Here is a 22118-nt window from a genome sequence, read left to right as displayed (position 1 = left end):
ACAGAGAGGATACAGATAAGCATGCGTAATAAAAATGTGAGTATACGGGGGGCGCTGGTGCGGGATATGATTCACGACATCATGGAAACGTCCCTGGGAAAACCCATCCAGACAGGGGAATTCAGGAAAAATCCCGTGGAACCGGCCTGGGTATGCCCATCTGGCTACGAGTATGAAATTATTGACAGGGAACCCTTTAAAATGGAATATCTTAAGCCGGAGGGAGTGGTCACCGGCAGGGTGGTGCTTCAGCTTCACGGAGGCGGATATATAGGCCCCATGAAGAATATTTACCGTAAGTTTTCCGTGCGCTACAGCCGTCTCAGCTACGGCGGGGATGTGCTGACCGTGGATTACAGGGTGGCGCCGGAACACCCGTATCCGGCGGCCCTGGAGGATGTTATTCACGCCTACCAGTGGCTGGTTAAGGAAAAACACTACAGGCCGGGCCAGGTGGTGGTTGCCGGTGATTCCGCAGGAGGCGGCCTGGCCCTGGCCCTGTGTCTTTACCTCAGGGACCATGGGATGCCTCAGCCCGCCGGGCTGGTGCTCATGTCCCCCTGGGCCGATTTGACATGCAGCGGTGACAGTTATGAATTTAATTTTGAAAATGATCCTCTCTTTGGCAATTCACGGGAGAGTATGCTTTACAATTCCTCATACATCAGCGGCGCTGATCCCAGGGATCCTTATATGTCGCCTGTATTCGGGGATTTCAGGGGCCTGCCGCCCATGCTTCTTCAGGCTGGCGGCCATGAGATGCTTTTAAGCGATACGCTGGAGGTGGCCCAGAATGCCCGGAGGGCCGGAGTAAAGCGCCGGGTGTCCGTGTATGAGGGGATGTTTCATGTGTTCCAGATGAGTATGGACCTGGTTCCTGAGAGCCGGGAAGCCTGGGACGAGGTGGCCCGGTTTATGCAGATTGTATACAAGATTGACAGGAGGCCTACGGGCCAGATTGTTAAGAAGGTAAAGAGAAGAAGATAGATAGATAGATAGAAGGAAACAGATAAGACAGATAAAACAGACACAGATGAATCAGAATTGGCAGCACAGCCCCCGCCGGGCCGGTGCTGCCTTTTTTTCGGCTCCAGTCATATTTTTGGACACGTTTCATATATTGAGGTAAAAGGGGTGAAGATTATGGCTGGCAGGGAAGAAGTCTTAAAAATATTCCCAAGGGATCTGCGTGCAGTACTTGGACAGGTTACTGTGGATTTCGACAGGGTACAGGAGATACGGATGAGGACCCAGAAGCCGCTGCTGCTTATCTGCGGCGGCCGGGAATATGCGGTTAAAACAGATGGAAGCCTGGCGGTGGGGGTTCCCGATCCGCCGGTAAGGGATATCCGGGGAAGCGGCCGCTGCCAGGAGCAGGAGCGGTACTGGGCCAGGGCCGGAATCGTAACGGTCAGCCAGGCTCAGATGAAGGAGACCGTGGAATATATGTGCAGCTTTTCCGTCTATGCAGCGGAAGAAGAGCTGCGTCAGGGATTCATCACCATACAGGGCGGGCACCGGATTGGTGTGGCTGGCAGGACCATGGCTTTTGGACAGGATATACGGCTTATGAAATCCATCTCCTTCATCAATATACGGGTAGCCCATCAGATTCAGGGCTGCGCCAACCAGGTGATGGATTATCTGTATTCAGACGATGGCCGTTTCCTGAATACATTGGTGATATCGCCGCCCAGGTGCGGCAAGACCACCCTGCTGCGGGACATGATCCGTCAGGTCTCGGACGGACCCAGGACCCAGCGATCCGGCAGAAGGATAACGGGGGTGTCCGTGGGAGTGGTGGATGAGCGGTCTGAGTTAGGAGCCTGCTACCAGGGAGTGCCACAGAATGATCTGGGCATGAGAACCGATGTGCTGGACTGCTGTCCCAAAAGCCAGGGCATGATGATGTTGGTGAGGTCCATGGCGCCCCAGGTCATAGCGGTGGATGAGATTGGGAGCAGGGAGGACGTGCAGGCCATTGAATATGTGAGAAACTGCGGCTGTTCTCTGGCAGCCACCATCCACGGCAGTTCGCTGGAGGATATCATGCAGAAGCCGGCTGTGGGAGAGCTGATACAACAGGGCGCCTTTGAGCGGATGATTCTTCTGGACTGCCGGGGAACGGCAGGCCATGTGGCGTCTATATGGGACGGCAGGGGAAATGTCCTGTATGCAGATGGAAGCGGAAAGGAGTCGGAAGGTGGCGGCATTTAAATGGACAGGGGCAGTTCTGGTGCTGTTTTCCGCTGGCGGACTGGGAATCTGGTCTGCCATGCAGTGGAAAGGGCGGCTGAGGATGCTGGAAACCCTGAGGCAGATGATATATTTCTTAAAAGGCGAGATTACATACAGCCGGGCGCCGCTGGCGGAAGCCCTGGAGCGGGTGGGGAAACGGGAGCCGGGACCTCTGGGGGGCCTGTTTGAGGCCGCGGCAGAGGGAATTTATATGCAGGAGGGAGAATCCCTTCAGGAGATATGGAAACGCCAGGTGATGAACCTGAATACGGATTCGGGCCCCATTCCCCTGGAACAGGAGGATTTGGAACAGCTGGCCCATCTGGGGGAGCATCTGGGGTATCTGGATGTGGACATGCAGGAACGGACCCTGAAGCTGTATCTGGAACAGCTGGATTTGACGATTGATTATCTGAGGCAGAACCAGAGGGAGAAATGCAGGCTGTACACAAGCCTGGGAATCATGGGCGGGATGTTTCTTGTGATTGTAATGTTTTAAGACAAGTCAGGGACATATGCTTCACGATGGTGATGTGACTGTGCGGCACAGGACACATTTATAAATATATTTTAAGAAGATTGAGGAGACGGCAATGGGTGTAAATCTGATATTTCGCATAGCGGCAGTAGGAATCCTGGTATCTGTCATCTGCCAGGTATTAAAGCACAGCGGCCGGGATGAACAGGCTTTTCTTACGAGTCTGGCCGGGCTGGTGCTGGTTTTATTTTGGATGATACCTTACATATACGACCTGTTTGAGACAATGAAGAATCTGTTTGCGCTGTAAAACGCGCCTTTTCAGGGAGGAAACCATATGACAATTATTACCATTGCGGCTGCGGGGATTGCCACGGTCCTGCTGGCGGTGCAGTTAAAGGGATTAAAGGGAGAATACGCAGCATATATGGTCATGGCGGCAGGCGCCTTTATCTTCTTTTACGGTACCGGAAAGCTGAAGGATATATTGGAGGCCCTGGAACGGATTCAGGGCTATATCAAGGTAAACAGCGTGTATCTGGTGACCCTGCTTAAAATGGTGGGCATTACCTATGTGGCCGAATTTGCATCCGGAATCTGCAAGGACGCAGGGTATGGTTCCCTGGGAAACCAGATTGAAATATTCGGGAAGCTGTCCATTCTGGGTATCAGTATGCCCATTCTGCTGGCGCTTTTTGGGACATTGGAGACATTTTTGGGATGAAGAGATGGAAGAAATGGGGAGTCAGGAGCGCGGCCCTGTGGGGCCTGGCAGTGCTGTTTGCCGGAGTCCTGGGATGGGCAGGCGGACCTGTTTACGGCGCTTCGGCGGGGGGACAGGGGACAGGCATTGGCGGGGAACAGGCCCCAGGCCGGGGATGGGACACCAGCGGAGCGCAGGGGGCAGAGACAGGGGCGGACCAGGCTTTGCAGGACATGGGACTTCAGGATGAAATGGAGGGGCTTCAGCAGTTTCTGGATGATGTCATGGGACAGCAGGACGGGGGAATGGAAGGACTTTCCTTCTGGGGGCTGATGAAGGAGCTGATGAAAGGAAACTTAAAGGGCATCCTGGGCCAGACCGGAATGGGGCTTAAGAACGCTCTGTTCTCGCAGGTGGACAGGGGGAGCCAGATGCTGTTTCAGGTGGCTGCCATTGGTCTGATTGGAGCTGTATTTACCAATGTTTCTTCCGTATTTAAGGGAGGCCAGATTTCCGACACAGGTTTTTTCGTTACATATCTCCTGCTGTTTACATGTCTGGCAGCCAGCTTTTCCGCCAGTCTGCAGGTGGCGGCCCAGGTGATGGAACAGATACTGGAATTCATGAAGCTGCTCATGCCGGCCTACTATATGGCGGTGGCGTTTTCCGGGGGCAGCATGAGCGCCCTGGCGCTGTATGAGTGTATGCTGGGCGCGGTGACCGGGGTACAATGGCTGTGCAGCACAGTCCTCATATCCATGGTCAGGATTTATGTGCTCATGGTATTGGGAAGCCATGTGGCAAAGGAGGCGCTTTTATCAAAGCTGACTGAACTGCTGGAGCAGGCCGTGGTGTGGAGCCTGCGGACCCTGACCGGGCTGGTGGTGGGATTTCATCTCATACAGGCCATGATACTTCCCTATGCTGACGCGGCAGGCCAGGCAGGAATGAAACGGCTTATGGAAATGATTCCGGGGCTGGGCCAGGGGGCCGGGGCCATGGCCCAGATGGTTCTGGGCTCAGGGGTGCTGATTAAGAATACAATGGGAGCCGCGGCCGTGGTGGTATTGGCTGTCATATCCGTTGTTCCGGTGATGAAGCTGACAGTCCTCATGATCATGTACCAGTGCGTGGCTGCCGTGATGCAGCCTGTGTGTGACAAACGGGTGGTGTCCTGTGTGTCGGGCGTGTCCAAAGGACATAAGCTGCTGCTGCAGATTGTGCTTTACTCCATGTTTCTGTTTATGGTAGCCATAGCCATTACATGCGCCACCACCAATGTGAATTATTTTGCCTCCTAGCAAAGCAGACTGAAAAATCCCGGAACCTATTGTGTTAAATAAAAGGAGATGCCTATGGAAGCTGTCTATGGATGGGTGAAGAACATCATATACTACATGATTTTTCTTTCTGTGGTAAATAATCTTCTGGCGGATTCCAAATACGGCAAATATATCCGCTTTTTTTCGGGCATGGTCCTGATTCTTCTGGTAGTGAGCCCATTTACAGGAGGGCTGCACCTGGATGAGCAGATATCGTCCATGTTTAAATCCATTTCTTTTCAGAATGATACGGATGATTTGAAGCAGGATCTTTGGGGGATGGAAGAACGGCGTCTGGACCAGGTCATCCGTGAATATGAGCAGGCAGTGGCAGCGGATGTGGAGGCCATGGCCAGGGCGGAGGGACTGGAATGCACCGGAGCCAGCGTACAGATTGACGGTGACAGAAACAGCAGCCGTTATGGGCAGATTGAAGGAATCGGTCTGGTCATCAGCGGGAAGAAGGCGGATACAGAGCTGGGCAGCTGGGATTATATGGGGAGCAGGCCTGTGAATGTGGACGCGGGGAGGATTGACAGTGTGAAGGTTGAGGATGTGGAGCTGGGAGAGCTGCCGGAGACCGGAGGCGTGGAGAATAACGGGGACACACCGGAACAGGGGGAGGGGGAGGCAGGAGGCATGGCGGCGGACAAAAAAATAAACCATTTAACAGGAAAGGTGGCGCAGTACTATGGGCTGGAAGAATCGGATATCCAGATTCAATGGAAAAATGACTAAGGAAAAGTGGCTGTTATTGCTTCTTATAGGAGTTCTTCTCATGATTCTCTCCTTTCCCCTGCCCGGAGGAAGCAAGAAGGATAAGAATACCGGCGGGCAGATCGCGGGGGCCGGCACAGAGGGCGCAGGAGCGGTTCCGCTGTGGACAAAGGACAATACAAACGGCAGCGGAGAGGACAGCGGCTTTGGCCAGGGCTCCTCCCAAAACGGGATGGCCCAGGGGCCGGACGGAAATGGGGCAGGCGCATCAGACGGCCGGGAAGATTCCTACCCGGCGGCGGCCCGCACATCCGAGGACGGATCCTATGAAGCACAGATGGAAAACAGAATCAGGAATATATTAAAGTCCGTGGACGGCGTGGGGAAGGTGGATGTCATGGTGGTGCTTAAATCCTCCAGCGAAAAGGTGCTGCGGGTGGATCGCTCCACGAATACCAGTACCACCCAGGAAAAGGATTCAGGGGGAGGCACCAGGGATGTGACAAACAACCAGATACAGGAGAATACCATACTGGCAGGAAGCGGTTCCGGCAGCAGTACAAACGCGCCCATTGTTGAAAAAGAACTGAGTCCGGAGATATCGGGAATCATCATCAGCGCAGAGGGCGGAGGCAGCCCAACTGTAAAAGCTGAAATTTCTGAGGCTATGGAAGCATTATTTGGCCTGCCGGCACATAAAATAAAAGTATTAAAGAGGGTGGAATAAATAAAGGAGTGCAGGATATGAAAATCAAGAATATGAAACAGGTAAAAGAGCACATGAAGGACATGAACATGAAACGTCTCTTCCGCAGGAACCAAATCATCATCACGACACTGGCTGTCATGATTGCGGCAGCCGGATATCTGAACTACGCGGGGAAGAAGGATTTGGCAAGCGGCAACCGGGTGTATGAGGCAGGCGCCATGGACATTTCGGATGAAGATATCCTGGCGGAGAACCAGGCAGCCTCCTTAAACGGCCAGGCCGGACTACAGGAGATTCCCAGCCTGGACCAGGACCCTTCTGACCTGGATGCGGTAAGCGACGCAGACGGCGCCCAGGCGGCAGCCGATACCGGGGCTGACCAGGGACAGCTGGCCCAGGCCGGAGACGGCACAGGAGTTGAGGAGGCTACCCAGGCAGCTGATCCGGGGCAGATGGCAGCGGCTGATACGGACAGCTCCGCCCAGGCCGGCCTGGAGAATCCCGGGGAAGCCGTACTGACCAGCGGCATGAACGTGGCTGATTACATAGCAAACGTGCAGCTCAGCAGGGAGCAGGTGCGCGCCAAGAACAAAGAGACACTGATGAGCCTGATTAACAGTGACAGCATTGACGAAGCAGCCAAACAGCAGGCCATCCAGGACATGATTGACCTGACCGAGGTTTCCGAGAAGGAAAATGCCGCAGAAACCCTCCTGATGGCAAAAGGCTTCTCAGATCCGGTTGTCAGCATCACCAAGGATAAGGTGGATGTGGTTATCAACGCTCCTTCCATAACGGATCCCCAGCGGGCCCAGATTGAGGACATTGTGAAACGCAAGGCAGAGGTGGGAGCAGACCAGATTATCATTACACTGCTCAATATGGCAGAATAGGCAGAAGGAACACAGAAGGCCGGGCTGCCGCTTTAACGGTTGAAAGACCGGAAAGGCGGCAGCCTTTTTACGCTTTGCCCCACTTTCCATTGCAACCCCCTCCAAATTTCCGTATAATGGAATAAATAACCAATCACATAGTTGTACCGCAGTTCGTGTACAGGATGGAGGATATTATGAGGGAAATCCCGGAACAGCAGATTGCCGCCATGGCTCCCAATGCCAATGCGGTCAATAATGCAAGAAAAATTGTCAAAAGCGGAGGTTTCACAGAACATGCCCGGTCAGAGGACGACACCTTTTACATGGGCTCCTGCAAGGGAAGCGGCAGTTCGGCCTACAGGGTGACCCTGGATTTTGCGGACAATGACGCCCCGGTGTGCCGCTGCAGCTGCCCCAGCAGGCAGTTTCCGTGCAAACATGGTCTGGCTCTCATGATGGAGCTGTCACAGGGCCGCCATTGGGATATCTGTGACATTCCCCAGGATATATTGGATAAAAGGGCGAAGAAGGATGTCAGGGCAGGAAAAAAGGAGAGTCAGGGTGACAGGCCCAGGGCCCCTAAAAAGACGAATCAGGCAGCCAGGACAAAGAAGCTTAAGAAACAGCTGGAGGGACTGGACCTGGCGGAGAAGGTGGTGAGGGAGCTGGTGGAGGCAGGACTGGGAACCCTGAACGGAACATCGGTGAAGGTATACCAGGACCTGGCAAAGCAGCTGGGGGATTACTACCTTCCGGGTCCCCAAAGACTGGTGCAGTCCCTTGTGCTGGAGGTTTCGCGGCTTAAGGAGGATGGAAAAGGGGATTACAAAGAGGCCGTAAGAATCCTGGTATTTCTCCGGGCCCTGATAAAAAAGTCAAGGGCTTATCTGACGGAAAAGCTGGAGCAGGGCCAGGTGGAGGATGACGCAAGCGTCCTGTATGAGGAGCTGGGCGGAATCTGGAACCTGGATAGGCTGATAGAGCTGGGGCTTAAAAAGGAAAACGTACGCCTGCTCCAGCTGTCCTTTCATGTCAGCTATGACGGGGCCAGAAGGGAACTGGTGGACAAGGGCTGGTGGCTGGATTTGGACAGCGGTGAGATTGATATTACCTATAATTACCGCCCTGTGAAGGCCCTCAAGTATGTGAAGGAAGAGGATTCCGTGACGGAAGCGCTCAGGGTGCCCATGCTGGTATATTATCCGGGAGAGAACGGACGGAGGATACGCTGGGAGGGACAGGAATTCCTGCCGGTGACCGGAGAACTGCTGGCAGAAGCCCGTGATAAGGCCTCTTCATCCCTTCCCGAACTGGTAAAGGCGGCAAAGAATGAGCTTAAAAACACATTGTCGGACGGGCGGTTCGGCTGTCTGGTATCCTATGACGGGCTGGGGACAGTCGGCACAGAAGGCGTCAAGGGGGAGCAGCGGGAATACATAATGTACTGCGGCAACAGCACCATAGAACTGAAGGACAGGCCGGGGGACAGGCCGTCTGTCTGCCGCCTGGACATCCTGCCTGACAGGCAGATGGCAGGAAATCAGGTGATGTTCGGAGTTCTCTGGTATGACAGGAGCAGACATAGGATATGTCTGCACCCCTATTCAATCATCACGGCAAAAGAAGTGGTCCGCCTGCTCTATTGACGGACAGAACCAGGAAAGGGAGGAATTACCATGGAATTGCAGGGATTATATGAACTCCATGAGCGCCTTGGAGCAGCGGCAGTGGCCGGGGTGAACCTGATTGGAGATGATTTCCGGCTCAGGAGGGCAGTGGAGCAGATCCGGCCCCTGGCCCAGGCCGTGCCGGTGATAAAAAAATTGTATACAATGGCAGAGAACGTTATGGCACCGGACTGTGAGGACCGTCCGGGCTGTCTGTTAGATGCCCTGGCCCTATCAGAGGCCCTTTTGTGTACCCAGGCCGGATATGAGACCGGTTATCATATAGGACAGGACAGCGGGGATGCACTGACCCGGCCTGAACCAGAGGCGGGGGCTGAGGCAGGGCCCCGGCCGCTGGAGCTGATATCACGCAGTTATGCGCCGTGCCTGCCCTACAGCCAGGTTCATCCCCTGGAGCAGGCGCTGACGGAGTCCGGAGGAGGACGGCTGGTGCCCATCACCGAGGCCATGGAGGAGCATCCCCTTGTTTTTGAGGATTACCGTCTGCAGGCGGCTGTCATAACGGCTCTTTCGGACCGGTATGCGGAGATAGCAGATGCGGCAGAGAAGTTTCTGTCTGGGAAGGATGGACAGATTGTTCCGCTTGTGAAGCGGGGATTCTGGGAGACCACGGATAACGGGCGGATACACAGGCTCAGGGTCATAGAGTCCATATGCGGCGGGGCGGAAAATGAATTTTATCTGGGCCTTCTTAAACGGGCGAAGAAGGAACTGAGGGCAGAGGCTATCCATGCCCTCCGGTTTAATACGGAAAACACAGGCGTGCTGTTAGATTTGGCACGGACAGAAAAGGGACTATGCCTGGAGATGACAGAGCAGGTGCTGGGCATGATGGAGCAGGAAGAGACAGATGCATACTGGGAGGAGCAGTTTAAAAAGAAGGGGCGGGAGATCGTGGGGTATCTCCGTTTTTCCAAATCCGACCTGGTTTCAGACCGGCTGGCCGGGATAATAGAAGAAACCCTGAACCAAAAGGAAACCATGAGCAAAAAAGAGTTTGACGGACTTATGAGCCAGCTGCTTACGGCCCTTCCGGGCAAAGGCTCCGGGGCCATGCAGGAAGTATACCGCAGGGCAGCCCGTATGAACCCGGCGGGCCCGGAGTTCTGGCTGAAATTTCCCGCCATGCTGATAGATTCCATTATTTACAGCCAGGATGAACGGCTGATTTCCCTGGCAGGGGAGCTGGCCGGTGAGCAGGAGAGGAGCTGGCTGGGACCAGCCCTGGCAGCTGATTTTCTGACAAAACCCGCTGCCTTTGTCTATGAATCCTATTGCAGAAAGATTCCCAGGGATTCCCTGCTGGGAAAAGAAGATAAACGCAAGACCAGAACGGCTGTGCTGGCTGTGCTGGGCCGGATTCACTGTATCCGGGAAGACGGGGAGTGTGAAATCCTCTGCCGTGTGGACGAAAAGTCCGGGACAGCCCACCGCATCGGGCGCAGGCTTTATGAGAAGCCGGATTCCCGATGGATGGATATGCTGATGGATGCCAGGATATTTGGAAATGACACAGCCGCGGGACTGGACGCAGCAGGCAGACAACGGGAAACTGACCGGGACAAAATCCTGTTCTCCATGCTGCCGGCAGCGAAAAGGGCTGAGAAGGGATCCTATTTTTATAAGAGGGCTCTGACCGTGACGGATAACCGGGAGCTGTACGGCATTCTGGTACAGTGCGGCTGGAAGGATTTCAAGGGACTTATAAGCACATATGTGAAAAAGAATCCCAATGCCGGCATATCACTGTGGTCCGTACAGCATCAGATGAATCAGCTTCCCATGACAGAAGAGGAGCGTCAGACGGAGCTTCGGGAGATCGACCGTATCTTGTGCGGCTTCCCGAAAGGAAGCTCCGAGAGAAGAAGCTGGGATGCCAATGATTATTGCAGAAAGGCCATCAACGAGGCTGCCGGTCTGCCGGAACAGGGCTGACGGACCATATCTGCGGGAAAATAAAGTGAGACTTGGAGGATATCATGGGAAAAATAGCAGGAAAAGAAGAGAGCGTGCAGCGACTGCCTGCGGAACAGCTCTACCAGGAGGAAATTGACGCACTGATTGCAGCGGAACAGGACCCGGTTCCCACGGGCTGGAGAATGAGTCCCCGTTCCGTCCTCACCTATATCACGGGAGGAACTGTTGGCGGAAAGGAAATCACACCTAAATACATCGGAAACCGCAGGCTGGTGGAAATCGCCATTGCCACCCTGGTAACGGACAGGGCCCTGCTCCTGATCGGGGAGCCGGGAACCGCAAAGTCCTGGCTGTCCGAGCATCTGACCGCAGCCATCAACGGGGATTCCACCAAGGTGATACAGGGAACCGCAGGCACCACGGAGGAGCACATACGTTATTCATGGAATTACGCCATGCTCATAGCCCAGGGGCCGTCCAGGGAGGCCATGATAAAAAGCCCTGTTTACCGCGCCATGGAGACAGGCAGCATTGCCCGTTTTGAGGAGATATCCAGGTGCGCCAGTGAGGTACAGGACGCATTGATTTCCATTTTGTCGGAAAAGCGCATCTCCATACCGGAGCTGGCGCTGGAACTGCCTGCCCAGAAAGGATTTTCCGTCATTGCCACAGCCAACACAAGGGACAAGGGAGTCAACGAGATGTCCGCAGCCCTGAAGCGGAGATTTAACATCGTTATCCTCCCGCCGCCGTCCGATATGTCCACGGAGATGGAGATTGTGAAGTCAAGGGTGGAGCAGCTGGCAGGTAGCCTGGAGCTCAGGGCCGGGATTCCCCATGATGAGGTGGTGGAAAAGGTATGCACCATTTTCAGGGAACTGCGGGGAGGCATGACCCTGGACGGCAGGCAGAAGGTAAAGCCGTCCTCAGGCGTGTTGTCCACTGCCGAGGCCATTTCGCTTTTAGCGGGCAGCATGGCTCTGGCAGGCAGCTTCGGAAATGGGGAAATAACAGATTATGACCTGGCGTCCGCCCTTCAGGGCGCTGTAGTCAAGGATGAGGATAAGGACGGACTGGCGTGGAAGGAATACCTGGAAAATGTTATGAAGAAACGCGGCAGCCGGTGGCTTGGACTTTATAAAGAGTGTAAGGAGTTGAACCAATAGATGGGACATCCGAATTGTTTTGGTATCCGTCATCTGTCGCCGGCCGGCGCCTATCATCTGAGAAGCTTTCTGGATGAAAAACAGCCGGATCTGATTCTGGTGGAAGGCCCCTCTGATTTTAACGGGCTGATGGATGACATGGTGAGGGAGGAGACCAAGCCGCCGTTTGCAGTCATGGCGTTTACTAAGGACTCTCCGATACGCACGGTTTTGTACCCCTTTGCAGAGTACTCTCCGGAATACCAGGCCATTGTCTGGGCCAAAGAACATGGGGCGCAGTGCCGGTTTATGGACCTGCCCTCGGATGTGTTTTTGGGAATCCGGCGGGCCGGGGAGGGTCAGGCGTCCCCGGAACATACGTCCGGCTCTGCGTCTGAGCATGTGTACAGGCTTTTGGACCGGTTTAACGGGGAGGACGGCCATGAGACCTTCTGGGAACGTGTCATGGAGCACTCAGAAAATCATGAGGCGTACCGGGACGGCGCGGACGCCTTTGGGCGGCAGCTGCGGGAGCTGACAGCAGGCGGTGACAGCGACTGGCCGGAGATACTTGTGCGGGAAGCATATATGAGAAGAAAGCTGGAGAACGCACTGAAGGAGGGATTTCAGGCAGAACGAATCGTGGCAGTGACAGGTGCTTATCATGTGGCGGGACTGGCCGGAGAGGAGCCTGCCATGACAGATGCGCAGTTGGGATTGCTGCCTTCTGTGCCCTGCAATGTGACGCTGATGCCTTATTCCTATTACCGTTTGTCCACACGCTCCGGCTATGGGGCGGGCAATCAGGCGCCTGCCTACTACGGGATGCTGTGGCAGGCACTGCTGGAGGGCGACAGGGACATGGGAACCTACCGCTACCTTACAGCCATATCCGGCTATCAGAGGCAGCATGGTTTTCCGGTATCCTCTGCCGGGGTCATTGAGGCAGTGGAACTGGCCAGGTCCCTGGCCTGCCTTAAGGGATACAGCGTGCCCTCCCTGCGCGATTTGAGGGACGCCGCAGTGACGGCCATGGGGCACGGCAGTCTGCCGGAACTGGCATTAGCCATAGCGGACACGGAGATAGGAACGGCTGTGGGGGAGCTTCCCCAGGGAGTCAGCCGTACCTGCCTGCAGGACGATTTTTACAGGCAGCTAAGGGAACTGAAACTGGAAAAGTATAAGACAGAGACTGCCTTTACCCTGAACCTGGACCTGCGGGAAAAACTGAATGTGAAATCGGAGGCAGCCGCTTACCGGGAGCTGCGCCAGTCATTTTTCCTGCACCGCCTGCGTGTGCTGGGAGTACATTTCGCAGTCCTGAGAAAGGAGCAGCAGGAAGCTGCCACCTGGGCGGAGAGCTGGGATATCCGGTGGACCCCGGAAGTGGAAATTGAATTGGTGGAGTCTGCCCTGAAGGGAGATACTGTGGCCGGCGCGGCATCCTTTGCCATGAAGGAGCAGGCCGTGAAGGCGGAGCAGATTGGGGAGGCAGCGGATATCATTGAGGCCGCATGCTGCTGCGGTATACCGGAGATGGTTGCTTATGCAACGGATATTCTGCAGGGGCTCTCGGTGGAGGCGGCAGGCTTCATGGAGCTGGCCGGGACAGCGCAGAGCATTTCCGCTGTGGTGCGGTTCGGCAACATACGTCATCTGGACAGCACACCCCTGCTGCCTGTACTGAATCAGATGTTTCTTAGGGCCTGTCTGGTGTTTCTTAATTCCTGTACCTGTGGCAGTCAGGCGGAAAAGGGCGTTATGGAGGCCATGGATCAGCTCAACAGCCTGTGTCTCCACCATGACTTTCTGGATGAGGAGCGTTTTATCCGCCTGCTTGCGGAGACAGCTTCCAGGGATGACCTGAACACGGGCATATCCGGTTTCGCTGCCGCCATCCTGCTGGAGCGGGGCCGGATGGAGGAAGAGGAATTAAGCCGTCAGGTCCGCCGCCGTCTTTCCAGGGGGATTCCGGCGGAACTGGGGGCAGGATGGTTTGCAGGATTGTCTAAGAAGAACCGGTATGCGCTTATTGCCAGGCTGGATTTATGGCGGGAGCTGAGCGCCTATATGGATACTCTGGATGATCAGGAATTTAAGCGGGCCCTGGTATTCTTACGCAGGGCGTTTGCTGTTTTCAGTTCCAGGGAAAAGCTGGATGTGGCTGAGAATCTGGGCGAAATATGGCAGGTGAATACGGCCCAGGCAGGAGAGATACTGAACGGGCCGTTAAAGGGAGAGGAAATGGAGCTGCTTGACAGCCTGGACGGTTTTGACTTTGACGATATATAGGATGGGTGGAATATATGGAGCTTGAAACCAGAATGAAACGATGGCGCCTGATACTTGGGGAGGAAAGCAGTCCCCAGTTTGGAAAAATGGGCGGTGTGGAGCTGACAGATGAACAGCTTTTAATGGACCAGGCCCTGGCGTCCATCTATAATCAGACGGACTCCGGCGGATTCGGAGACGGAGCCGGCAAAAAGGTACCGGGAGGCAGAGGCGCAGGAAACGGCCCTTCTGCCCCTGTCCTTTCCAAATGGCTGGGGGATGTCAGAACCCTGTTTGACAAGGAGCTGGTGACTATCATCCAGTCCGATGCAATGGAGCGCTGCGGCCTGAAACAGCTGTTGTTTGAGCCGGAGCTTTTGGAGAACCTGGAGCCGGATATGAACCTGGCTTCCATGATACTGGCCTTAAAGGACCAGATACCGGGGCGGTCCAAGGACCAGGTGCGGGCGTTTATATCCAGAATTGTGGAGGAAATTAACAGGCTGCTGGCCGATGATATCCGCCGGGCAGTGACCGCTGCCGTGGACAGAAGGAGACATTCCCCTATTCCGTCAGCGGCGGCCCTGGATTATAAGGACACCATACGCAGGAATCTTAAGAATTACAACCCTGAATTAAAGAGGCTGGTGCCGGAGCATTTTTATTTTTATGACAGGACCACGTCCAACGCCGCCAATAAATATACGGTTATCCTGGACGTGGATCAGAGCGGTTCCATGGGGGAATCGGTCATCTATTCCTCGGTTATCAGCTGTATTCTGGCCAGCATTGCGTCGGTTAAAACCAGAATCGTGGCCTTTGACACAAAGATCACGGACCTGACCGAACAATGCGAAGACCCCGTGGATCTGCTGTTTGGATTCCAGCTGGGCGGCGGCACGGACATTGAGAAATCCGTGGCCTACTGCCAGCAGTTTATGGAGAATCCGGGAAAAACCCTGTTCTTTCTCGTAAGCGACCTGATGGAAGGCGGCAACCGGGCGGGACTTTTAAGGCGCATCCGGGAGATGAAGGAATCCGGTGTGACAGTGGTCTGCCTCCTGGCCATTGCGGACGGCGGAAAGCCCTATTATGACGAGCAGATAGCGGGCAGGATTGCGTCCATGGATGTGCCCTGTTTTGCCTGTAATCCCCAAAAAATGCCGGAGCTTCTGGAGCGGGCCCTGAAAGGACAGGACCTGAACGCGTTTCAGAAGGAACTGTCGCGGTCATCAAATGCTTCCTGACCGCCTTTTTACGGGGAAATGAGCTGTCTGAAAGGCTGCGGCTGAGAAAAAGACGGAAAGAATGACGGGAGAAAGGACAGGAGAGGGCGCACAAATTAATCCTATACATATCCTTGCGGATTTGTTATAATACTAATAATTAAGTCTTGACAGGAGGTAAGTTGTGATGTCTGAGGAAAATCGCAGTACCCATAAATTATACGAGAAAGAGAAAATAGGCGAGGTACAGATTGCGGATGAGGTAGTGGCTATTATTGCCGGTCTGGCTGCCACAGAGGTGGAGGGAGTGGATTCCATGGCCGGCAACATTACCAATGAACTGGTAGGCAAGCTGGGCATGAAGAATCTGAGCAAGGGCGTCAAGGTGGATGTGACGGAGGAGCATGTGTCGGTAGACCTGTCCCTCAATATCCGCTACGGATACAGCATCCCGTCCGTAAGTGAGCAGGTTCAGGAAAAGGTAAGCACGGCCATTGAGAATATGACAGGCCTGACGGTGCTGGATGTGAATGTAAAGATTGCCGGAGTCAATATGGATGAAGGCAGATAAAACCACGGTTTAATATAATATCTGTAAACACTCCCCGGAGCGTTGCCTGGGGAGTGTTTTATACATTTTTTATTGTTTTTATGCACTGGGTTTGCTATAATATCTAAAGCGGCTTCATCTCCGGGCTATTTAGGACATGCCCAGGAAAGGGAAGAAGCGGACATCACGAAGAAAGGAAAATGTACGGAAAGCCACCGCTTTTTAGTACAAGCAGAGAAAATGACCAGAAGAGAATTGCGGGAGCATTGCTTTAAGATGCTGTTCTCGGCTGACTTCTACCCGACGCAGGAAGAGGCCATAGCCCAGCTGGGCCAGTATTTCCAGTCCCCGGAAGAAGACGATGTAGATGAGTCGGGTATTCTTCAGGTATTGCATAAAGTAGAATTAAAAGAGGCAGACAGTGAATATCTTCAGGCAAGAACAGCAAACATAATGGAGAAGATTCCTGAGATAGATGAGAAGCTGAACCAGGCAGCCGCCGGGTGGAAGACCAAGCGCATGGGAAAGGTGGAGCTGACCATCCTGCGCCTGGCCCTGTATGAGATGCTCCACGACGACGCCATTCCTGAAAAGGTATCCATCAATGAGGCAGTGGAGCTGGCGAAAAAGTTCGGCGGAAATGATTCTCCGTCCTTTGTAAACGGAATACTGGCCAAGTTTGTAGTCAAGGGAGCCAGGGCTGCCGCAGAGGCCAAAGCGCCGGAAGAGAACAGGGTTTGCGGGGAGACTCAGGAGCCCCGGGAAACGCAGGCTTCCCAGGAGATTCAGGCTTCCCAGGAGATTCGGGCTTCTCAGGAGCCCCAGGAAACTCCAGTTCCCCAGGAACCGCAGGAGATTCAGGCTTCTCAGGAGCCGCAGGAAATTCCGGAGAATAAGGAAAGCGAAGCGTAGGCAGGACGTATGGCAAGTGTTTACACCGTATCTCAGGTAACTGCATATATCAGGAACATGTTTACACAGGATTTTGCCCTGAACCGGATTTCCATTCGGGGAGAAGTGAGCAACTGTAAGTACCACACATCAGGCCATATCTATTTTACATTGAAGGACGGCGGCGCGCAGATCGCTGCTGTCATGTTTGCAGGACAGAGGAAAGGGCTGGATTTTGAGCTCAGGGAAGGCCAGGAGGTTACGGTGTCAGGCACCGTGGATGTGTACGAGAGGGACGGAAGATACCAGCTCTATGCAAAGGAGATTACCAGGGAAGGAAAGGGAGACCTGTTCCGCCAGTTTGAAAAGCTGCGGAATGAGCTGGAGGAAATGGGAATGTTTGACAGCTGTTACAAGCAGCCCATACCCAAATATGCCAGGAAGGTGGGAATCGTCACGGCCGGCACAGGAGCGGCTATCCGTGACATCATGAATATATCCGCCAGAAGGAATCCCTATGTCCAGCTCATATTATACCCGGCCCTGGTCCAGGGAGAGCAGGCAAAGTACAGCATCGCAAAGGGCATAGAGACTCTGGACCGTATGGGGTTAGATGTCCTGATTGTGGGAAGAGGCGGAGGTTCCATCGAAGACCTCTGGGCTTTTAACGAGGAAATGGTGGCCAGGGCCATCTTTAACTGCACCACCCCGGTTATCTCAGCCGTGGGGCATGAGACGGATGTGACCATAGCGGATTATGTGGCGGATTTAAGGGCGCCCACTCCGTCAGCGGCAGCGGAACTGGCTGTGTTTGATTATGGTCAGTTTGTGGAGCAGGTGAATCTGTACAGGCAGGTGCTGGAGCGCTCCATGGAGCGCAGGCTGGAAAAGCTGCATTTCCGGCTGGACCAGTGCGGTATGCGCTTAAAGCTTCTAAGCCCGGAAAAGCAGCTCAACGACAGGAGGCAGCGCCTGGCAGACATGGAGAGCCGCCTGGAACGGATGATGGAAGAAAATCTGGGATTGTCCCGGCGTAAGCTGGAGGATAGGAGACGGCGCCTTGAGGCGCGTATGGCCTTAGGACTTACAGAGGGAAAGCACAGGCTGGCCCTGTTGTCAGGGAGACTAGACGGATTGTCGCCCCTTAAGAAGCTGGGCGGCGGATTCGGATTTGTGACAGACGCCAGAGGCAGGGCGTTCACCTCCATTACACAGGCAGAGCCTGGAGACATAATACGCGTCAGCGTAAAGGACGGGCGTGTGGACGCCCGGGTCGTGGAGACGGAATCCATGAAACTGCCGGGAAGTGAGGGATAGAGGATGCCGCGTAAGAAGACGGACACACAGGAAAAGGAAGAGAATAAAGCCAGCATTGAGGAAAATTTTGCCCAGCTGGAGGAAATCATAAAAAAACTGGAAGCCGGGGACAGTACGCTGGAGGAATCATTCACCTGCTATGAAGCGGGGATGAAGCTGGTGAAGTACCTGAGCGGTCAGATAGACAATGTAGAAAAACAGATTCAGATATTGAGTGAGGGTGATGAAAATGAGTGATAAGGAAACATTTAAACAGGAACTTGATGCGCGTACAGCAGAGATTGAACAGTTAATTGGAACTTATCTTCCGGAGGAAACAGGCCATCAGAAGACTATCTTCGAGGCAATGAATTACAGCATGAAGGCTGGAGGAAAGCGCCTTCGCCCCATGCTCATGCAGGAGATGTGCCGGCTTTTTACAGGCACCCTTCTGGAAGCTGTGATTCCCTTTATGGCGGCTGTGGAGATGATACACACCTCCTCTCTGGTGCATGATGATCTTCCCTGTATGGATGATGATATGATGCGCAGGGGCAAGGCCAGCACATGGGCTGAGTACGGCGAGGACATCGGTGTGCTTACCGGGGACGCCCTTATGATGTATGCCTTTGAGACAGCTGCCAATGCCTTTGAAACAAGCATTGATCCGGACGAATTATCCAGGATTGGGCGGGCTATGGGGATTCTTGCCCGTAAGACCGGCGTGTACGGCATGATAGGAGGCCAGACCGTGGATGTGGAGCTGGCCGGAGGCCCGATACCGGGAGACAAGCTGGAATTTATCTACCGTCTGAAGACGGGAGCGCTGATTGAGGCTTCCATGCTGATAGGCGCTGTCCTGGGCGGCGCTGCTGAGGAGGACTGCAAGATTGTGGAATCCCTTGCAGCCAAAATCGGAATGGCATTCCAGATTCAGGACGATATCCTGGATGTGACGGGAAGCCAGGATGTGACCGGCAAACCTTCAGGAAGCGATGAAAAGAATAAAAAGACGACCTATGTAACCCTGGAAGGCCTGGACAAGGCAAAGAAGGATGTGGAACAGATTTCTACAGAAGCCATTGAAGAGCTGAACAAGCTTCCGGGGAACAATGATTTCCTGGAGCAGTTAATCCGCGCATTGGTGGGCCGTCAGAAGTAAGACTGGAGATACCGTTATTATGATACTGGAACAAATTAATGGGCCGGAGGAACTGAAAGCCCTTCCGCCCGAGGATTTAAAGATACTGGCCCAGGAGATACGGACCTTCCTGATTGAGAAAATCAGCCATACCGGAGGCCATCTGGCCTCCAATCTGGGCGTGGTGGAACTGACCATCGCCCTTTTTAAAACCTTAAATCTTCCGGAGGACAAGGTTATATGGGATGTGGGGCACCAGTCCTATACCCATAAGATATTGAGCGGGCGCATGGCGGAATTTGACGAGCTGCGTCAGTACGGAGGCCTGAGCGGATTCCCGAAGCGCAAGGAGAGTCCCTATGATTCCTTTGACACGGGCCACAGCTCCACCTCCATATCTGCGGGGCTGGGAATCGCCCTGGGGCGCGATATCAGAGGTGAGGACTACCGTGTGGTATCCGTCATTGGAGACGGGGCCCTTACCGGCGGCATGGCGTATGAAGCCCTGAATAATGCCGCCAGGATGAAGAAGAATTTCATCATTGTGCTGAATGACAATAAGATGTCCATTTCAGAAAATGTAGGGGGCATGTCCCGCTACTTAAACGGCCTGCGTACAGGCAGCGGCTACAACGACCTGAAAAAGAGCGTGGCAGACGCCCTGGACCGGATTCCGGTGGTGGGCACTGCCATGATAGATAAAATCAAACGCACCAAGAACAGCATAAAACAGCTGTTTATACCCGGTATGCTGTTTGAAAATATGGGCATTACCTATCTGGGCCCGGTGGACGGCCATAATATCCAGGCCCTCTGCAAGGTGCTGAGGGAGGCCCAGAAGCTGGATCACGCAGTTCTGGTCCATGTGATGACGAAAAAGGGTAAGGGATACCGTCCGGCGGAAAAGAATCCATCCTATTTTCACGGAGTGGGTCCCTTTGATATAAAAACGGGACAATCCCTGTCATCCCAGAAGAATCCATCCTATACGGATGTGTTCTCCAGAAAGCTCTGCCAGCTGGGGCAGGAGCATCCGGAATTGGTGGCAGTGACGGCCGCCATGCCTGACGGTACGGGGCTGGCTGCATTTGGAAAGAAGTTTCCGGACCGTTTTTTTGATGTGGGAATCGCGGAGGCTCATGCGGTCACGTCTGCTGCAGGCATGGCTGCGGCCGGGCTCAGGCCCGTGGTGGCGGTCTATTCCTCCTTCCTGCAGAGGGCCTATGACCAGGTCCTGCACGATGTCTGTATCCAGAACCTGCCGGTGCTATTTGCAGTGGACCGGGCAGGGCTTGTGGGTAGCGACGGGGAGACCCATCAGGGAATCTTTGACTATTCTTTCCTGACCTCCATTCCCAACATGAGCGTTATGGCCCCCAAGAATCTGTGGGAGCTGCGGGCCATGCTGGACTTTGCCATGGATTATAACAGCCCTCTGGCTGTCCGTTATCCCAGAGGCGAGGCGTACCGGGGACTGAAGGAATTCAGACAGCCCATATCATACGGTGTGGGTGAAATACTTTACGAGGAAGAGGATATTGCCCTTCTCGCTGTGGGCAGCATGGTCAGCACAGGCGAACATGTGCGGCAGAAGCTGAAGGCGGAGGGATACAGATGCAGCCTTGCCAACGGCAGGTTTGTGAAGCCCTTTGACAGGAAAATGGTATCACGTCTGGCGAAGAATCACCGCCTGATTGTCACCATGGAGGAAAATGTGCTCCAGGGCGGTTACGGCCTGGCGGTCACTGCATTCATACATGAGAACTATCCGGAAGTAAAGGTACTTAATATTGCCATTCCTGACGCATATGTGGAGCACGGCAATGTGTCCATATTAAGGGAAGGACTGGGAATCGACAGCGATTCCATTATCCGGACCATGAAGGCCGGCGGTTATATCGGCAAAAAGGATTGACAGATAGCAGATAATACAGGCGGCATTGCACCTTAAGCCGGAAGGCAGCGGGGAAATGCCGCTTCGGTATAAGGAGAACGGTAATGAAGAAAGAGCGGTTGGACGTGCTTATGGTCCAGAGAAACCTGGCGGAGTCCAGGGAAAAGGCCAAGGCCCTGATTATGTCAGGGATAGTCTATGTCAATGGACAGAAGGAAGATAAGGCGGGCACGTCCTTTGAGGAGACAGTACAGATTGAGGTCAGGGGAAACACCCTTAAATATGTCAGCCGGGGAGGGCTTAAGCTGGAAAAGGCCATGAGCCGCTTCGGCGTTCAGCTGGCAGGCAAGGTATGCATGGACGTAGGGGCTTCCACCGGCGGATTTACGGACTGTATGCTCCAGAACGGGGCGGTGAAGGTGTATGCCGTGGACGTGGGACATGGACAGCTTGCCTGGAAGCTGCGCAATGACGACAGGGTCATCTGTATGGAGAAAACAAACATCCGGTACGTGACCCCGGAGGATATAGGGGACCGCATTGAATTTGCCAGCATTGATGTGTCCTTTATATCCCTGACAAAAGTGCTGGGACCGGTAAAACAGCTTCTGACCGATGAAGGCCAGGTGGTGTGCCTGATAAAGCCCCAGTTTGAGGCCGGACGGGAAAAGGTGGGAAAGAAGGGCGTTGTCAGGGAAAAGAGCGTTCATCTTGAGGTCATAGAGATGGTTATGGATTATGCCCGGAGCATTGGTTTTGGTATACTGGGGCTGGAATTCTCTCCCATCAAGGGGCCTGAGGGAAATATCGAATATCTTCTGTACCTCCAGAATATTTTGCAGGAAAATGGGGGGCAGGAGGATAATGTACAGAAAATAACCGGAGAGAAAACAACCGATCAGGAAGAAATGAATCAGTCAAAAACAGAGCATGCGGAAATGAAGCAGACAGAAAACCATCAGGCGAAACGAAACCAAACAGAATATGAATTGTCAGCCCGTGCCATTGTGGAACAGGCCCACGGATGTCTGGATTAAACGGCCGGCGGTTTGCACAA

The 22118-nt window shown here is 54.0% G+C and carries 21 protein-coding genes; all 21 read left to right on the top strand.

The features are described 5' to 3' along the window. Nucleotides 1-21 precede the first annotated feature (21 nt). The 21 genes from CGC65_RS20985 (at nt 22) to CGC65_RS20885 (ending at nt 22098) form a co-directional block, all read left to right on the top strand. A complete protein-coding gene (locus CGC65_RS20985) occupies nt 22-987 on the top strand; it encodes an alpha/beta hydrolase (protein WP_002569685.1) in 966 nt (321 codons plus the stop codon). A 156-nt stretch (nt 988-1143) separates the two neighbouring features. After that, nucleotides 1144-2217: a stage III sporulation protein AA gene (gene spoIIIAA / locus CGC65_RS20980; protein WP_002569684.1), complete on the top strand. Its 1074-nt coding sequence runs from the start codon at nt 1144-1146 to the stop codon at nt 2215-2217. Then, nucleotides 2204-2737, top strand: a complete 534-nt coding sequence (locus CGC65_RS20975; RefSeq protein ID WP_002569683.1) for a stage III sporulation protein AB — start codon at nt 2204-2206, stop codon at nt 2735-2737. Before spoIIIAA ends, CGC65_RS20975 begins: the two co-directional genes overlap by 14 nt. 94 nt (nt 2738-2831) lie before the next feature. Further along, on the top strand, nt 2832-3026 hold the full coding sequence (spoIIIAC, locus tag CGC65_RS20970) for a stage III sporulation protein AC (RefSeq protein WP_002569682.1): 195 nt from the start codon (nt 2832-2834) through the stop codon (nt 3024-3026). 27 nt (nt 3027-3053) lie between these two features. Then, complete coding sequence (locus CGC65_RS20965) at nt 3054-3440, top strand: SpoIIIAC/SpoIIIAD family protein (RefSeq protein WP_002569681.1); 387 nt, start codon at nt 3054-3056, stop codon at nt 3438-3440. Next, a complete protein-coding gene (locus CGC65_RS20960; RefSeq protein ID WP_002569680.1) occupies nt 3437-4720 on the top strand; it encodes a stage III sporulation protein AE in 1284 nt (427 codons plus the stop codon). Before CGC65_RS20965 ends, CGC65_RS20960 begins: the two co-directional genes overlap by 4 nt. A 54-nt stretch (nt 4721-4774) precedes the next feature. Then, on the top strand, nt 4775-5479 hold the full coding sequence (locus CGC65_RS20955) for a stage III sporulation protein AF (RefSeq protein WP_002569679.1): 705 nt from the start codon (nt 4775-4777) through the stop codon (nt 5477-5479). Next, nucleotides 5433-6185, top strand: a complete 753-nt coding sequence (locus CGC65_RS20950) for a stage III sporulation protein AG (protein WP_002569678.1) — start codon at nt 5433-5435, stop codon at nt 6183-6185. The genes CGC65_RS20955 and CGC65_RS20950 overlap by 47 nt, the downstream gene beginning before the upstream one ends. A gap of 17 nt (nt 6186-6202) precedes the next feature. Further along, nucleotides 6203-7060 (top strand): SpoIIIAH-like family protein, encoded by an 858-nt coding sequence (locus CGC65_RS20945; protein ID WP_002569677.1) that lies wholly within the window; start codon nt 6203-6205, stop codon nt 7058-7060. A 176-nt stretch (nt 7061-7236) separates the two neighbouring features. Continuing rightward, nucleotides 7237-8688, top strand: coding sequence for an SWIM zinc finger family protein (locus tag CGC65_RS20940; RefSeq protein ID WP_002569676.1), 1452 nt, complete (start codon nt 7237-7239; stop codon nt 8686-8688). A 30-nt stretch (nt 8689-8718) separates the two neighbouring features. After that, complete coding sequence (locus CGC65_RS20935) at nt 8719-10665, top strand: hypothetical protein (RefSeq protein WP_007036941.1); 1947 nt, start codon at nt 8719-8721, stop codon at nt 10663-10665. A 44-nt stretch (nt 10666-10709) separates the two neighbouring features. Next, entirely contained in the window at nt 10710-11813 is a 1104-nt protein-coding gene (locus CGC65_RS20930; RefSeq protein WP_002569674.1) for an AAA family ATPase, read from the top strand. Next, a complete protein-coding gene (locus CGC65_RS20925; RefSeq protein ID WP_002569673.1) occupies nt 11814-14084 on the top strand; it encodes a DUF5682 family protein in 2271 nt (756 codons plus the stop codon). Between the two features lie 14 nt (nt 14085-14098). Beyond that, complete coding sequence (locus tag CGC65_RS20920; RefSeq protein ID WP_002569672.1) at nt 14099-15310, top strand: VWA domain-containing protein; 1212 nt, start codon at nt 14099-14101, stop codon at nt 15308-15310. Between the two features lie 166 nt (nt 15311-15476). Then, a complete protein-coding gene (locus tag CGC65_RS20915) occupies nt 15477-15860 on the top strand; it encodes an Asp23/Gls24 family envelope stress response protein (RefSeq protein ID WP_002569671.1) in 384 nt (127 codons plus the stop codon). 219 nt (nt 15861-16079) lie between these two features. Beyond that, nucleotides 16080-16751, top strand: a complete 672-nt coding sequence (gene nusB, locus CGC65_RS20910) for a transcription antitermination factor NusB (protein WP_080548706.1) — start codon at nt 16080-16082, stop codon at nt 16749-16751. Nucleotides 16752-16760: 9 nt separating this feature from the next. Continuing rightward, a complete protein-coding gene (gene xseA, locus CGC65_RS20905) occupies nt 16761-18047 on the top strand; it encodes an exodeoxyribonuclease VII large subunit (RefSeq protein ID WP_002569669.1) in 1287 nt (428 codons plus the stop codon). Nucleotides 18048-18050: 3 nt separating this feature from the next. Continuing rightward, complete coding sequence (gene xseB, locus CGC65_RS20900) at nt 18051-18284, top strand: exodeoxyribonuclease VII small subunit (protein ID WP_002569668.1); 234 nt, start codon at nt 18051-18053, stop codon at nt 18282-18284. Next, entirely contained in the window at nt 18277-19188 is a 912-nt protein-coding gene (locus CGC65_RS20895) for a polyprenyl synthetase family protein (protein WP_002569667.1), read from the top strand. Before xseB ends, CGC65_RS20895 begins: the two co-directional genes overlap by 8 nt. A 19-nt stretch (nt 19189-19207) precedes the next feature. Then, complete coding sequence (dxs, locus tag CGC65_RS20890) at nt 19208-21082, top strand: 1-deoxy-D-xylulose-5-phosphate synthase (RefSeq protein WP_002569666.1); 1875 nt, start codon at nt 19208-19210, stop codon at nt 21080-21082. A gap of 83 nt (nt 21083-21165) precedes the next feature. Next, nucleotides 21166-22098 carry a TlyA family RNA methyltransferase gene (locus CGC65_RS20885; protein WP_002569665.1) on the top strand — a complete coding sequence of 311 codons (933 nt, stop codon included), beginning with the start codon at nt 21166-21168 and terminating at the stop codon, nt 22096-22098. Nucleotides 22099-22118 lie beyond the last annotated feature (20 nt).

The sequence above is a fragment of the Enterocloster bolteae genome (assembly GCF_002234575.2).
Taxonomy (GTDB): Bacteria; Bacillota; Clostridia; order Lachnospirales; family Lachnospiraceae; genus Enterocloster; species Enterocloster bolteae.
The sequence above is the reverse complement of the archived record's forward strand: the minus strand, read 5'-3'. Positions and strand labels throughout refer to the sequence as shown.

Bases quoted from the DNA above. Each gene is read 5' to 3' on its own strand.
- CGC65_RS20985 (WP_002569685.1), top strand. From the start codon at position 22: ATGCGTAATAAAAATGTGAGTATACGGGGGGCGCTGGTGCGGGATATG.
- spoIIIAA (WP_002569684.1), top strand. From the start codon at position 1,144: ATGGCTGGCAGGGAAGAAGTCTTAAAAATATTCCCAAGGGATCTGCGT.
- spoIIIAC (WP_002569682.1), top strand. From the start codon at position 2,832: ATGGGTGTAAATCTGATATTTCGCATAGCGGCAGTAGGAATCCTGGTA.
- CGC65_RS20965 (WP_002569681.1), top strand. From the start codon at position 3,054: ATGACAATTATTACCATTGCGGCTGCGGGGATTGCCACGGTCCTGCTG.
- CGC65_RS20960 (WP_002569680.1), top strand. From the start codon at position 3,437: ATGAAGAGATGGAAGAAATGGGGAGTCAGGAGCGCGGCCCTGTGGGGC.
- CGC65_RS20955 (WP_002569679.1), top strand. From the start codon at position 4,775: ATGGAAGCTGTCTATGGATGGGTGAAGAACATCATATACTACATGATT.
- CGC65_RS20950 (WP_002569678.1), top strand. From the start codon at position 5,433: ATGGGCTGGAAGAATCGGATATCCAGATTCAATGGAAAAATGACTAAG.
- CGC65_RS20945 (WP_002569677.1), top strand. From the start codon at position 6,203: ATGAAAATCAAGAATATGAAACAGGTAAAAGAGCACATGAAGGACATG.
- CGC65_RS20940 (WP_002569676.1), top strand. From the start codon at position 7,237: ATGAGGGAAATCCCGGAACAGCAGATTGCCGCCATGGCTCCCAATGCC.
- CGC65_RS20935 (WP_007036941.1), top strand. From the start codon at position 8,719: ATGGAATTGCAGGGATTATATGAACTCCATGAGCGCCTTGGAGCAGCG.
- CGC65_RS20930 (WP_002569674.1), top strand. From the start codon at position 10,710: ATGGGAAAAATAGCAGGAAAAGAAGAGAGCGTGCAGCGACTGCCTGCG.
- CGC65_RS20925 (WP_002569673.1), top strand. From the start codon at position 11,814: ATGGGACATCCGAATTGTTTTGGTATCCGTCATCTGTCGCCGGCCGGC.
- CGC65_RS20920 (WP_002569672.1), top strand. From the start codon at position 14,099: ATGGAGCTTGAAACCAGAATGAAACGATGGCGCCTGATACTTGGGGAG.
- CGC65_RS20915 (WP_002569671.1), top strand. From the start codon at position 15,477: ATGTCTGAGGAAAATCGCAGTACCCATAAATTATACGAGAAAGAGAAA.
- nusB (WP_080548706.1), top strand. From the start codon at position 16,080: ATGACCAGAAGAGAATTGCGGGAGCATTGCTTTAAGATGCTGTTCTCG.
- xseA (WP_002569669.1), top strand. From the start codon at position 16,761: ATGGCAAGTGTTTACACCGTATCTCAGGTAACTGCATATATCAGGAAC.
- xseB (WP_002569668.1), top strand. From the start codon at position 18,051: ATGCCGCGTAAGAAGACGGACACACAGGAAAAGGAAGAGAATAAAGCC.
- CGC65_RS20895 (WP_002569667.1), top strand. From the start codon at position 18,277: ATGAGTGATAAGGAAACATTTAAACAGGAACTTGATGCGCGTACAGCA.
- dxs (WP_002569666.1), top strand. From the start codon at position 19,208: ATGATACTGGAACAAATTAATGGGCCGGAGGAACTGAAAGCCCTTCCG.
- CGC65_RS20885 (WP_002569665.1), top strand. From the start codon at position 21,166: ATGAAGAAAGAGCGGTTGGACGTGCTTATGGTCCAGAGAAACCTGGCG.